11 protein-coding genes, 1 other RNA gene and 1 pseudogene are annotated in these 13,392 nt (G+C 32.7%); 7 read left to right on the top strand and 6 right to left on the bottom strand.

Annotated features, from left to right (window positions below; genetic code table 11):
• Window positions 1–419: 419 nt before the first annotated feature.
• Window positions 420–1,841, bottom strand: a complete 1,422-nt coding sequence (locus FDM27_RS15710; RefSeq protein ID WP_140487910.1) for an ATP-dependent RecD-like DNA helicase — start codon at window positions 1,839–1,841, stop codon at window positions 420–422.
• 324 nt (window positions 1,842–2,165) lie between these two features.
• On the opposite strand from FDM27_RS15710, the gene FDM27_RS15715 reads away from it, so the two are divergent.
• On the top strand, window positions 2,166–2,972 hold the full coding sequence (locus tag FDM27_RS15715) for a DUF3822 family protein (RefSeq protein ID WP_140487912.1): 807 nt from the start codon (window positions 2,166–2,168) through the stop codon (window positions 2,970–2,972).
• Entirely contained in the window at window positions 2,969–3,556 is a 588-nt protein-coding gene (locus tag FDM27_RS15720) for an RsmD family RNA methyltransferase (RefSeq protein ID WP_140487915.1), read from the top strand. The genes FDM27_RS15715 and FDM27_RS15720 overlap by 4 nt, the downstream gene beginning before the upstream one ends.
• A gap of 73 nt (window positions 3,557–3,629) precedes the next feature.
• Here FDM27_RS15720 and rnpB read toward each other — a convergent pair.
• Window positions 3,630–3,958, bottom strand: an RNA gene (rnpB, locus tag FDM27_RS15725) — RNase P RNA component class A.
• Window positions 3,959–4,083: 125 nt separating this feature from the next.
• Between rnpB and FDM27_RS15730 the strand changes: the two genes are divergently transcribed.
• The 4 genes from FDM27_RS15730 to FDM27_RS15745 all read left to right on the top strand — a co-directional run bounded on the left by FDM27_RS15730 (window position 4,084) and on the right by FDM27_RS15745 (window position 6,872).
• Window positions 4,084–4,386: a hypothetical protein gene (locus FDM27_RS15730; RefSeq protein ID WP_140487918.1), complete on the top strand. Its 303-nt coding sequence runs from the start codon at window positions 4,084–4,086 to the stop codon at window positions 4,384–4,386.
• A 65-nt stretch (window positions 4,387–4,451) separates the two neighbouring features.
• Complete coding sequence (locus FDM27_RS15735; protein WP_140487920.1) at window positions 4,452–5,093, top strand: hypothetical protein; 642 nt, start codon at window positions 4,452–4,454, stop codon at window positions 5,091–5,093.
• Window positions 5,094–5,169: 76 nt separating this feature from the next.
• On the top strand, window positions 5,170–6,255 hold the full coding sequence (gene dnaX, locus FDM27_RS15740) for a DNA polymerase III subunit gamma/tau (RefSeq protein ID WP_140487922.1): 1,086 nt from the start codon (window positions 5,170–5,172) through the stop codon (window positions 6,253–6,255).
• A gap of 221 nt (window positions 6,256–6,476) precedes the next feature.
• Window positions 6,477–6,872, top strand: a complete 396-nt coding sequence (locus tag FDM27_RS15745; RefSeq protein ID WP_255510573.1) for a DNA polymerase III — start codon at window positions 6,477–6,479, stop codon at window positions 6,870–6,872.
• Window positions 6,873–6,875: 3 nt separating this feature from the next.
• On the opposite strand, the gene FDM27_RS15750 is transcribed toward FDM27_RS15745, so the two are convergent.
• Genes FDM27_RS15750 through FDM27_RS15765 form a run of 4 tightly spaced genes read right to left on the bottom strand, consistent with a single transcriptional unit; the run spans window position 6,876 to window position 10,946 of the window.
• Entirely contained in the window at window positions 6,876–7,463 is a 588-nt protein-coding gene (locus FDM27_RS15750) for a TMEM175 family protein (RefSeq protein ID WP_140487924.1), read from the bottom strand.
• A gap of 8 nt (window positions 7,464–7,471) precedes the next feature.
• Window positions 7,472–8,362, bottom strand: coding sequence for a Ppx/GppA phosphatase family protein (locus FDM27_RS15755; RefSeq protein WP_071183314.1), 891 nt, complete (start codon window positions 8,360–8,362; stop codon window positions 7,472–7,474).
• 22 nt (window positions 8,363–8,384) lie between these two features.
• Window positions 8,385–10,457, bottom strand: coding sequence for a polyphosphate kinase 1 (gene ppk1 / locus FDM27_RS15760; protein ID WP_071183315.1), 2,073 nt, complete (start codon window positions 10,455–10,457; stop codon window positions 8,385–8,387).
• Between the two features lie 3 nt (window positions 10,458–10,460).
• The gene (locus tag FDM27_RS15765) at window positions 10,461–10,946 is read right to left on the bottom strand and encodes a SixA phosphatase family protein (RefSeq protein WP_071183316.1); all 486 of its coding nucleotides are present in this window, start codon (window positions 10,944–10,946) and stop codon (window positions 10,461–10,463) included.
• Window positions 10,947–11,572: 626 nt separating this feature from the next.
• Here FDM27_RS15765 and FDM27_RS15770 point away from each other — a divergent pair.
• Window positions 11,573–13,392, top strand: a pseudogene (locus FDM27_RS15770) (hypothetical protein); the annotation flags it as partial.

Below are 13,392 nucleotides of genomic sequence, written 5' to 3' on the forward strand. Positions count from 1 at the left end.
TGAACTCTAACAGGGTTCAATAAAACATTAGCCATCATAATCTAAAACCAAAAGTTTGGACAAATTTATAATCTATTAAAAAAATGAATTTGTCATTCAAGTTCAATAATTCCTTTCTCTCTGTAGTTATAGTCCTTGTATGGTACTCTAATAATTCTAATTCATTCAATTCTTTTTCCAAACTTGTATTTTCGTTTACGCTAAAAATGTTAAAAATAAATTTAACATTATCAGATAGTATTACAAATTAAAGAATTGATTCACTCCAAATCCTCTATAAAATGGTTCGACATTTGTTCGCTTGCGACCACAATTTAACTAATACCTTAATAATACTGGTTTTTCATTTTTATACTAATTATCGGAAGGGTTTTCATGATCGGTATGCTTCTGTTCTTGACGATATTAATTTCTAAAAATTAATCTACAAAGCTCTCGTCTTTAAATCCTATTAGGTATAATTTGTTTTTGGCACGAGTCATGGCGGTGTACAACCAGCGAATGTAATCCCGGTCAATTCCGTTAGGCAAATACGGTTGTTCTATAAAAACCGTGTTCCACTGCCCTCCTTGCGATTTATGACAAGTAATGGCATAAGAAAATTTCACCTGAAGTCCGTTGAAATATTCATTGGCTTTTACTTTTTGGAATTGCTTGAATTTGGTTTCGCCTTCGTAGTCTTTTAAGACTTCCTGATATAATCGGTTTGATTCTTCGTAAGTCAACGATGGCGATTCGCTTTTTATAGTGTCCAATAATAAAACCGTTTCAAACGGAATCTGATTCGGATAATCGACCATTCGGATTTTTACTTTGGCAAACTTAAATCCGTACAATTCTTTGATATTAAAAATCTCCAAAATTTCGATAATATCACCATTGGCAATAAAACCGGCTTCGTCTGATTCTTTCAGCCAAAAATAGTTGTTCTTAACCACCATCAAAAAATCTCCGGTAGACAATTCACTTTCTTTATCCAGAATTTTGGTTCTAATTTGCTCATTGTATTGATTCGCTCTTTTATTCGAACGAACAATAAAGGCGGTATCTTCAATACTATAATTACTGTAAGCCGAATTGATCGCATCCTGAATATCATATCCATCTACCAAACGAACAATATCTTTGAATTTTCGAACATTAAACTGAAAATCGGTAATGAAGGAATCTTTCAATAATTCCCGAAGTTCGGTCGCATTATGCAAAATCCCGGAACTCTCTTCCTGACGCATGACTTCGTCGAGTTCGATATAATCGACTTCCTTATTATAGTTCATACTCAAAGTACGAATGTCTAATGCGGGACTGATATCTAAATTTACAGGAGGCAACTGGGCAGTATCTCCCAAAAGAATCATTTTGCAATTGGTTCCTGAATAGACATACGAAATCAAATCATCAAGCAAGGAACCATTGGCATACATCTTTGAATCGGAATCCACATCTGAAATCATCGAAGCTTCATCAACTATAAAAATGGTATTTTTATGTTTGTTTTGTTGCAAAGTAAAAGACAAGCCACCACCCGAATTTTTCTTAGGAAAATAAATTTTCTTGTGAATGGTAAAAGCAGGTTTGTTCGAATAATTAGCAATTACCTTAGCGGCGCGACCTGTTGGAGCCAACAAAACATATTTTTTATTAATCTCTAAAAGGTTATTTACAATAGTCGAAATAACCGTAGTTTTCCCCGTTCCAGCGTATCCTTTGAGAACAAAAATGCTATCATTAGTTGTTTCTGTCAAAAAGATGGCAATCTTCTGAAAAAAAATATCCTGATTATAAGTGGGAGAAAACGGGAATTTCTTTTTTAAAAGACTATAAAACTGGGAGGAAATCATGTATTGTATTTTAACTTCAAAGATAGTTTTTTTAGCACGCAGATTTAGCAGGTTTTTACAGATAAATGTTTCTAAACTGAAAATACTTTTTAAACCATATAAGTCATTTAAGTTTTTAAAATAGTACAAATAGAAAAGTTAAATGCATAAAGTGAATATAAGTTTTTGAAATTTGTAGTTATAAAAAACTTAGTGAATCTTTCCTTTTACTTTGTGACTCTTTGTGGTAAAACTTTCAGCAACTGCATTGTATTGAAATTGACTTTTGACATTGTTATTGCTATTTAAATTTGTAAGTTTGCCAAGCAGAAAAAATCTTCATTAATGGACATTACCGAAAAGAAATATAAAAAACTCTCCATTCAGGTTTCCTTGACGGGACTTTCTTTTTGCTGTTTTGACACACTTAACAATACCGTTTCTTCTTTCAAAGAAATCCATTTTGACCATTTTGACAAAAATTTAAAAATAGAAGATTTGTTTGCGAATGCTTTTGCAGAACATCCTGAACTGAATGAACAATATGATGACGTACTTGTAATTCACAACAACAATCTATCGACTTTTGTTCCGGCTCCACTTTTTGATGAAAATTATCTGGGAAGCTATTTGCAATACAATACTAAAGTTTTTGAAACTGATTTTTTTGCTTTTGACGAAATCAGCAATTACGAAATCAATGCCGTTTATATTCCGTATGTGAATATGAATAATTTTTTTATAGACAAATTTGGCTCTTTCGAATACAAACATGCCAACAGTATTTTAGTTACTAAATTATTAGATGCTTCTAAAAATGTAGACACTAAAAAAATGATGGTTCATTTTAATTCGACTCATTTTGAAATTGTGGTGATTCAAAATCAAAAGTTGTTGTTGTTTAATTCTTTTGAATACCAAACTCCCGAAGATTTTATTTATTACATTTTGTTCACTGCCGAACAACTAAATATGAATCCTGAAAATTTTCCTTTGGAATTAATTGGGAACATCACTACCGAAAGTCCGTTTTTTAAAATAGCTTACAAATACATCCGCAATGTTTCACTTATTGACGTGGAAGATTTAAGATGGAACAATTATTTTTCTGAGGCCGAAAACAGAAATCATTTTATACTTTTCAACTCATGAGAATCATTTCAGGAAAATACAAAGGAAGACGCATTAGCCCACCAAAAGGTTTACCTGTTCGCCCTACAACCGATATGTCCAAAGAAGCTTTATTCAATGTTTTAAACAATCATTTTAGTTTTGATAGTTTAAAAGTGTTGGACTTATTTGCCGGAACTGGAAATATCAGTTACGAATTTGCTTCTCGCGGAAGTTCACCAATAACATCTGTTGATGGCGATTTTGGTTGTGTAAAATTCATCAAACAAACGGCTGCCGAATATGATTTTCCAATTGCTGCAACCAAAAGTGATGTTTTTAAGTTTCTGGAAAAATGCAATGCTTCGTTTGATATTGTTTTTGCCGATCCGCCTTATGGATTAGACCAAGCCACTTTTGAAAAAGTAGTTTTACTTGTTTTAGAAAGAAACATTCTTAACCAGGATGGAATGATGGTTATTGAACATTCTAAATATACTAAGTTAGACCACTTGCCTAATTTCTCTTTTCAGAAAAGTTATGGTGGTTCTATTTTTAGTTTTTTCGAATTTGAATCGGATGAAGAATTTGAAGACGATTCTTTTGAAGATGACGAAAAAGAATAATTTTAACCAACACAACATAAGAAAACCATTAACAAATTTGAATTCCTTAATGGTTTTATTTTTGTTTTAAATAAAAAAAAACAGACCTATAAGCCGGATTCTGTCTCCGATAAATCGGAGCCTTATCATTTATCTAGCCTTGTTGTTACCAACAAGATCAAGCTACCTACCCTTCAACAACGGACGAGAAATCCTTAAGTGCTGATATACTTGGTATTTCACCGCATAGAGTTTACCTGGTTTCACTACAGCATTACCTGTACATACTTTCTGTTGCACTTGTCCTATTCGCCGCGGCGAATGACGGGTGTTACCCGCTATGCTTCTCTGTGGTGTCCGGACTTTCCTCCTTCTTGTCCCGATAGCTATCGGGAACAAAACGGCGATAAGGCGGTCTGTCCTGCAAAATTACAATAATTAAATTAGGCCAACAAGCCTAACAAAGCTACTTTTAACAAGCATTACATAACAGTTTAAAAATAAATTAGTTATATTTAATATTGGTTTCAACTTAATTTTTTAACATTATGAAAAATATATACCACTACGATTCCGTTTCAAAAGCTTTGGACGAATTGAACGAAAATGGATTCAATTATGACTTCAATCAACATGAAGATGAAATTTTAAAGAATCCAAATCATTACGAAATCAAACACATCTATCGCTATGAAGGAGAATCAAATCCTGATGACGAAGCAATAGTATATGGCATACAATGTAAAACTGGAAAAAAAGGGGTTTATGTATCCGGTTTTGCTGCCAATTCTATTACCGAAGCTGGGCAAATTCTACTAGACATTAGCATAAAATCAAGAAGAACAAAATAAAAAAATAGTATTAAATCAATTTAGTATTAATTTCAAAAATCGTTATTATTGTATAAATTAAAAAAATGAAAAACATCTTCATATTAATACTATGCCTATGGTTTAATACTACATATTGTTGCAATTGTCCTCCTCATTTAAGAGAGACAATGGTTTCGAAAGGACTTAAACATTCAAATATTGTTTTTTACGGAGAATTAATAACGATTGATACAATAAAAAAGACTTATTCTTTTAGAATTATTGAACTTTACAAAGGAAATTATAAATCATCCATCATTAAAGGAAAATCTATAAATTCAAATTGTGAAATATTCCCGTTTAAAAAAGATTTATGGATTGTATATGCTAACTTCAATAATGACAAAACAATAAAGTTAGATTATTGCCTACCGACTCAAACAATAGAAATTCCACCAGGATTCCTACCTCCAATTCCATTATTTACAAGCTCTGAAAGAAAAACTACAAAAATAGATTCATTAAGCAATGAAATTGATAATTTAAAAATCAGGAACGAAACAATGTCGAATTGGTTCTATCAATTGGAACAATTAAGGGCTTACAAATTATCACAAAGTAGTAGTAACGATGAAAATACAAATGATTTTAATAATCAACTCTTTTTTATCTCATTAATCATTAACGGGATACTTTTTTTATCTTTAATTTTCCTTTTGTTGAAGAATAGAAAACACAAAAATTAAACTATTTTTTAATTTAGAATTTGGCATTTGCTTTTTGGTTTTTCAAATCCTATATTTGCTTTCGAATAAAATTTCTATGGAACAATTTATAGTATCAGCCCGTAAATACCGTCCGCAAACATTTAATGATGTTGTGGGACAAAAGGCGATTACCAATACTTTATTGAATGCCATAGAAAACAATCATTTGGCCTCTGCCCTTTTATTTACTGGCCCCAGAGGTGTTGGAAAAACGACTTGTGCCAGAATTCTGGCTCGAAAAATCAATCAACCTGGTTATGATAATCCTAACGAAGACTTTGCTTTTAATGTTTTCGAATTGGATGCGGCATCAAACAACTCAGTGGATGATATTCGTAATTTGATTGATCAGGTTCGTATCCCACCACAAACCGGAAAATACAAAGTCTATATTATTGATGAGGTGCACATGTTATCATCGGCGGCTTTTAATGCTTTTTTGAAAACATTAGAAGAACCACCAAAGCATGCAATTTTCATTTTGGCTACAACCGAAAAACACAAAATCATTCCAACGATTTTGTCGCGTTGTCAAATATTTGATTTCAAAAGAATTACCGTAAAAGACGCTAAAGAACATCTTGCCGAAGTTGCACAAAGTCAAGGAATTGTTTTTGAAGATGATGCTTTGCACATTATTGCTCAAAAAGCCGATGGTGCTATGCGTGATGCTTTGTCTATTTTTGACAGAGTAGTTTCTTATTGTGGAAGCAATTTGACCCGTCAGGCCGTTACCGAAAACCTGAATGTTCTGGATTACGAAACTTACATTAGTGTAACCGACTTGATCTTAGAGAATAAAATCCCTGATTTATTGATGGCTTTCAATGATATCCTTTCAAAAGGATTTGATGCGCATCATTTTGTTGCCGGATTAGCTTCGCACTTTAGAGATTTATTGGTAAGCAAAACACCTTCAACCTTAAGCTTATTAGAAGCAGGTGAACAGGCTCAAAAAATGTATGGAACTCAGGCTCAAAAATGTTCTCAGGAATTTCTTTTACAGGGAATTGCAATTGCCAACGAATGTGATTTAAAATACAAATTAAGTCAAAATCAGCGTTTGCTTGTTGAACTTTGCCTGATGCAATTAGCCTCTATCACTTTTGATGGAGAAAAAAAAAAGCTGAGTCCTTTATAATTCCGCCTACTTATTTTAGAAGAAATGATTACTCAATAGTAGAGCAATCTAAGCCTATTGGAAAAGCAGTTTCTGCCCCTGAAATTCCTCAAAAAGAAGTTGCAACTGAAACTCCAGCTGCTGAAATTCCTAAAAAAACTGAACCAACAGGACCACAATTTTCGGCATTATCATTATCGAGTATTCGTGCTAAAAAAGCATTAGAAGAAAACAAAAAAGTAGTGGTAAGAGAAACTGTTGACTTACCTACCGAAGCTTTTTCGGAAACTGATATGTTATTGCAATGGACTAATTACGCCAAACGTTTGGGAGACAAAGGTTTCAAAATCATGGAATCTTTATTACTTATTAATGATCCTGTTTTAAACGGAACGACCATTAGTATTGAATTACCAAATGAAGGTTCGAAATTGGATTTCGAAAAAGAAATGAATGGACTTTTAGGACATCTCAGAGGTCATCTTCACAATCACAACATTACCATAGAAGTAATCGTGAATGAAAATGTAGCTGTCAAAAAAGCATTAAACGATCAGGACAGATACAATCGTTTACATGAAATAAATCCAAATATTGATTTGTTAAGAACAACATTTGGATTAGATTTAAATGTTTAAATTTTAGTTTTTCTCCCTGTTTAAAATCTTGCTTTCTATTCGGGTATCAGGAATTAACCACATTAAGGCAACTGTTAAATAAATCGCCAAAGAAATCCACTCATTGAAAAAGGAAATCACAATTGCTAACAGATACAAAGCCTGGGATAACTTTCCTTTACTATCCTTACCTACCGCTTTAGCTAAAAAGGATTCTTTACCATCGGCACAAATAATTGTATTTTGCAAAACAACAAAAGCAATTGCCGACATAAAAAGTACAATTCCGTAAACTGTCACAGTAGCTTTTGCAAAATCATGTTCACCCATCCAGGCAGTAGAAGCAGGAATTAATGACAACCAAAAAAGCAAATGTAAATTAGCCCATAGAATTCTTCCATTAACTTTGCTAGCACTATGCAATAAATGATGATGATTATTCCAATAGATTCCAACATAGATAAAACTCAACACATAACTAATAAACACAGGAAAAAGAGTCAGTAAATCGGTAAAATGTTCTCCTTCGGGAACTTTTAACTCCAGGACCATTATGGTAATGATGATAGCTAAAACACCATCACTAAAGGCTTCTAATCTCGTTTTATTCATATCATAATTTATATTTTACCAAAATACATGGCTTTAACAATACCATCCGAAAGTCCAATTTTAGGAACATAGATGTTTCTGGCCCCACTCCATTTCATCGCATTGAGATAAATACGAACAGCAGGAATAATTACGTCGGCACGATCAGGATTCAAACCTAATTCGGAAATTCTCTGATTGTAGGTTAACGAATTTAAAAAGGCGTATTGCGAATTGATGTACAAATAAGACAGGGGCTTATCTTGCATTTTTCCAGACATTTTGAATAATTTATTGATATTACCTCCCGATCCTATCAGAGAAACTTCATCAAATTCGGCTGTATTGGTTTTAATCCATTTTTCAATTTCTTCCCATACCACATCGTGAACCATTTCGTTCAGCAAACGCACAGTACCTACCTTAAACGACCTTGAAGTAACAATTTTACCGTCCGAAAACAAGGTGAATTCGGTGCTACCACCACCTACATCAACAAATAAGTAGGTCTTATCTGTTTTCAACAAATGGTGCAAATCGGTCGATGCAATAATAGCCGCTTCTTTTTTTCCATCGATAATTTCGATTTTTATATCGGCCTTTTTCTTGATAAGTGCCACAACTTCTTTACCATTATAGGCTTCACGCATAGCCGAAGTAGCAAAAGCTTTGTAAGATTCAACTTTATGCACCTTCATTAAAAGATTAAATGCTTTCATGGCGTCAACCATTCGGTCTGAATTTTCAGCAGAAATTTCTCCCACTGTAAAAGCATCCTGCCCCAAACGAATTGGCACACGTACAAGGGAACTTTTATTAAATTGAGTCTCTTTCCCTTCTTGCTCCACAATATTGACAACTAATAATCGCATGGCATTAGAACCAATATCGATAGCTGCGTATTTTTTAATTTTAATCATTAGTTTTTCTGTTTTAATACCACTAAAGAATAATTTCTTCTAATAAACCTACTTTTCTTTGATAGTATTTATACGTTTCAATTTGTGCTCTAAATACATTTACGCCATCATTACTACGGTATTTATTATCTAATTTATACGAATGAAAACGTGCTTTTACATTTCCTTTCCAGCCTATATCAAAGTTTTCAATCAATTCGTTTTTAATATCCTGATCATAAATAGGACAGGTAACTTCGACTCTTCCATCTAAATTTCGGGTCATGAAATCAGCTGAGGAAATAAAAACTTCTGTTTGACCTCCATTTCCAAAAATATAAATACGGGAATGTTCCAAATAATTATCTACAATACTTATAGCTTCTATATTTTCGCTCATTCCTTTTATTCCCGGAATTAATGAACAAATTCCTCTTACTTCTAACTGAATTTTAACTCCGGCATTACTGGCTTCATACAACTTATCAATCATGGCAAAATCAGACAAACTATTCATTTTCAACTTCATATAAGCCACACGACCCGCAAGTGCATGCGAAATTTCCCTATCAATTAATTTATAAAATCGATAACGGGTATAATGAGGGGAAACAATCAAATGCTTGTAACGATGTACTCTATAATTGATATTAAAAAAATCGAAAATTTTTGAAATGTCTTTTAGAATTTGCTGATGTGCTGTAAAAAGAGTGACATCAGTGTATATTTTAGCAGTAGCTTCGTTGAAATTTCCTGTCGAAATAAAGCCGTAACGTTTTGTTTTTCCGTTTTCATTTCTTTCAACTACACATATTTTGCTATGTACTTTCAATCCTTTGATACCAAAAATAAGATCAATACCTTCAGTTTGCATTTGCTCAGCATAGGAAATATTTGAAGCTTCGTCAAAACGAGCTTGCAATTCTATCTGAACTGTAACTTGTTTTCCGTTTTTAGCCGCATTAATTAAGGAACTGATAATTTGGGAATTTTTAGCTAATCGGTATAATGTTATTTTTATCGAAGTTACCTTTGGATCCAAAGCAGCTTCTCTTAAAAACTTAGTTAAATAAGAAAACGACTGATAAGGAGCATGCAAAAGATAGTCTTTTTTACTGATTTTTTCTAAAATACTGCCTTCCAAATTGAGTTCCGGAATAGGTAACGCTATATTTTTTTTATAAAGTAAATCATATCTTCCTAAGTTTGGAAACTCCATATAATCTCTTCTGTTATGGTAGCGTCCACCCGGAATGATACTATCAGTAGAAACAATTTTCATCTTATCCAGAAAAAACTGCAAGGTATCTTCTTCAATCAACTGATCGTAGATAAAACGCACCGGCTCCCCTATTCTTCTATCTTTAACACTGGTAGAAATTTTTTCGAGCATACTTTTGCTCATATCACTATCGATATCCAATTGAGCATCTCTGCTAATTTTAATCATGTGAGCAGCAATACTTTCACAATCAAAAATATTGAAAATACTTTTTAAATTATGTCGGATTACATCATCAATAAGAATCACATATTGCTTATGATCATTTGACGGCAAAACAACAAAACGATTGATTGTTTTGGGAATTTCGATAATTGCATAATGAACAGCCGCATTTTTTTTCATGACTAATTTCACGGCCAAATAACCTATATTGTCTTTCAACAAAGGAAATTCGGCCAAATCATTCAGGATAATGGTAACTAATTCGGGACTTAATGTCTGAATAAAAAAATCTTTCAGGAAAATTTCCTGTTCAGTCGAAATTTCATTTTCGTTAATGATAAAGATATTCTGAGTCTCCAGTTTAGATTCAATATCTTTAAGAATTGCCAAACTTTCTGCCTGATGCTGAATTACAATTTCAGTTATATCTTTGACTAATTGCTGAGCAGAAATCCCTCCTAATATTTTTTCTCCAGTTTTTCCGGATAAACTCAACCTGCGGACAGCCGCAAACCGAACTCTGAAAAACTCATCTAAATTATTGGAAAAAATTCCTAAAAATCGTAATCTATCTAATAATGGTACCGAATCATCGGCTGCTTCTTGTAGTACTCTGGCGTTAAATGCTAACCAACTTTTTTCTCTATCAATATACTTTTGATCAAACATTTTTTATTTAAAATCTTTTGGAATTATTATTTTTTTGGTTTTACCTTTATTTATTTCACTCCAATTATCTGTTTCAAATTCTAAAGAAACAAATCCACTTGTAGGAACATTATCTATAAATATATCTCCAAATTTATTAACAAAATTTGTAATTGCAGCATTATGACCAAAAAGAATTACACTATCAAATTTATTAGCGCAAGATTTAATGACATGCTCCAATTGTTTTTCGTCAAAAGTGTATAAATCGTCTTTATAAACGATATTTTCTATTGGGTATAATACATTTTGCGCAAATATTATAGCAGTATCTGAGGCTCTTTTAGCTGGACTACTCCAAATGATATACTTTTTGGGAACATATTTTTGAATTTTTGAAGAAACTAAATGAGCATCCTGTAAACCACGCTGATCCAGAGGTCTGTCAATATCTTTTAATGGCATGTCCCAATTTGATTTTGCATGTCTGATTAATACTAAATTTTTCATAGATAACGAATTTAATTGTAATTAATTCTAAAACAGAAATCGAACTTACAATTTACAAAAGAAAAGCGAAAGATTCCCATTTTATTTTTTGCTTTTTATAAACTACAGTTATCTCTTTCTAAATAAACCATAAACAATTTTATATAAAATTATAAGCCTTAAGACTAACAAGAATATTTCTACAAACACAAAAAAGAAAGTAAAAACCTATAAAAATGTATTTTACCGATGTTTTTTTACACTTTATCGATGTTTTGTTTGGTGGATAGAAAAAAACAATCTAAGTTTGATTAAAATTTTAACATGGTTTTATGTTAATTTTTAAGATATAAAAAACAATCAACTGCAACAAGACAGCGGATCAAAATATAAAAACACGTAGATTTTATTACAAAATCAAAGGTCAATATAGCGCAGATAATCGAAAAAAAAGCTATTTAACGAGTTTTTAGGTTATTGATAGAGAAAAAATACCAAATAATTTATTTGTCTGTAATTTCGGCAAAATAAAAAATTAAGGTTTTTATAAACTTTATGATAATTAACAAACATCAACAATAAATCAATATATAATCTGACAATTATAGATTTAAAATTACCCAAATCATAAATTAAAAATTAATTGTATGAAAACAACTCTACTTTTTTTACTGACTATTACGGCTCTGCTATTCTCGACAGTAAACAGTTATTTACAGAATCGTAAGAGAAAAATCATTCCCATCCGATTTTTAACTTTTCTAATATTGTTGTTTTCTACAACGATTGGTTTTTCTCAAATAATACAACCAAACAACATTACAACAGGTGGATCTTTATGCCCTTCTGGAGGTTGTACAGCGAACTCCATTGAGATTAACAGAGCTTATATTGGTCAATCAAATGGGACAGCAATCACAAATTGTAATCAAACAGGTCCTTATTACATCTTTGTTGATGTTTCTAGAAATGGAGTCAAGCATGACATGTTAGTTCAATTTGAATTATCTGTTAATGGATCTGCTAGTACATTATACACAATTAAATATTATGGACAGGTATCAACAAGTTTATATAAAACAATTGAAGTTCCTGGTTGGGTTTGTGGTGACGAACTCGAATTAAAAAATATTTTGGTTTCATGGGATACCAGCAGTGATAACATTTCCAACTGTCCTCCTGACAATAATTATTCCCAGTGTAATGGTCAATTACCTAACATTACCGTAGATGCTCCACTAAAAACTGATTTTACATATACTCGTAACTGTAATAATGTTATTGTTACAACAGATATCGCTGGAGGAAAATTATATCAAACTGGTGGTTTGACAGCAATTCAATCACCTTACACACTTAAAATTAATTATGGTGATGGCACAGGAGATTTTACCGTTTCTCCTGATTTATATGATGATGTAAATCAAGAATTTGATGATTACATTTTTTCATCACATTCCTTTCCAGTAAACAATACTGCAAACCCTATTAATTATACAATTACCCTAACGACCACAGATACAGCTACGCCAACTCCAGCCAGTAGTGTCAAAACTCATACAGTTACTATATATCCTCAATTAGCTGGTTTAACTTTAACACCTTCACCTACTTCTTGTAATGGTTCACCAGGAAGCATAACAGCTAGCGGAGTTACAGGTGGTAATGGTAGTTATACTTACAGTATCAATAATAGTGCAAATTACCAAACAAGTGCTACTTTTAATAGTTTGGCAAATGGCTCATATACAATCACTGCTAAAGACGGTAATGGCTGTACTATTAGTAGTTCAACTTCTATTGTTGTTTCAACTGGACCAACTGCTGCTATTACCTCTCAAACTGATGTGAATTGTTTTGGAGATGCAACAGCTAGTGTAACGGTAGCAGGTGCTAATGGTACTGCTCCTTATACTTATGCTATTGACGGTACAACTTTCGGAGCAAACGGAACTTTTGCTAGTCTTGCTGCTGGTAATTATAACATTACGGTGAAAGATGCTAAAGGTTGTACTACAACTATTGATGTAACAATCACGGAACCAACTAACGCTTTATCTGCTTCTGCTTCTAACCAAGTAAATGTGTCTTGTAAAGGAGGTAATGATGGTTCGGTAGTTATTACACCTGCTGGTGGAACTGCCGGATACACAATCACTCCTGCTCAAACAGGGCTTGCTGCTGGTTTACATACTTTCACGGTAACGGATGCTAAAGGTTGTACTACAACTATTGATGTAACAATCACGGAACCAACTAACGCTTTATCTGCTTCTGCTTCTAACCAAGTAAATGTGTCTTGTAAAGGAGGTAATGATGGTTCGGTTGTTATTACACCTGCTGGTGGAACTGCCGGATACACAATCACTCCTGCTCAAACAGGGCTTGCTGCTGGTTTACATACTTTCACGGTAACGGATGCTAAAGGTTGTACTACAACTATTGATGTAACAATCACGGAACCAAC

Source organism: Flavobacterium sp. GSA192, assembly GCF_006386525.1.
In the GTDB taxonomy this organism is placed as follows: Bacteria; Bacteroidota; Bacteroidia; order Flavobacteriales; family Flavobacteriaceae; genus Flavobacterium; species Flavobacterium commune.

What these genes read in the sequence shown, in the direction of transcription:
- FDM27_RS15755 (WP_071183314.1), bottom strand. Translation starts at nt 8,362, where the DNA reads ATGATTAAAATTAAAAAATACGCAGCTATCGATATTGGTTCTAATGCC.
- FDM27_RS15730 (WP_140487918.1), top strand. Translation starts at nt 4,084, where the DNA reads ATGAAAAATATATACCACTACGATTCCGTTTCAAAAGCTTTGGACGAA.
- FDM27_RS15750 (WP_140487924.1), bottom strand. Translation starts at nt 7,463, where the DNA reads ATGAATAAAACGAGATTAGAAGCCTTTAGTGATGGTGTTTTAGCTATC.
- FDM27_RS15710 (WP_140487910.1), bottom strand. Translation starts at nt 1,841, where the DNA reads ATGATTTCCTCCCAGTTTTATAGTCTTTTAAAAAAGAAATTCCCGTTT.
- dnaX (WP_140487922.1), top strand. Translation starts at nt 5,170, where the DNA reads ATGGAACAATTTATAGTATCAGCCCGTAAATACCGTCCGCAAACATTT.
- FDM27_RS15735 (WP_140487920.1), top strand. Translation starts at nt 4,452, where the DNA reads ATGAAAAACATCTTCATATTAATACTATGCCTATGGTTTAATACTACA.
- ppk1 (WP_071183315.1), bottom strand. Translation starts at nt 10,457, where the DNA reads ATGTTTGATCAAAAGTATATTGATAGAGAAAAAAGTTGGTTAGCATTT.
- FDM27_RS15765 (WP_071183316.1), bottom strand. Translation starts at nt 10,946, where the DNA reads ATGAAAAATTTAGTATTAATCAGACATGCAAAATCAAATTGGGACATG.
- FDM27_RS15720 (WP_140487915.1), top strand. Translation starts at nt 2,969, where the DNA reads ATGAGAATCATTTCAGGAAAATACAAAGGAAGACGCATTAGCCCACCA.
- FDM27_RS15715 (WP_140487912.1), top strand. Translation starts at nt 2,166, where the DNA reads ATGGACATTACCGAAAAGAAATATAAAAAACTCTCCATTCAGGTTTCC.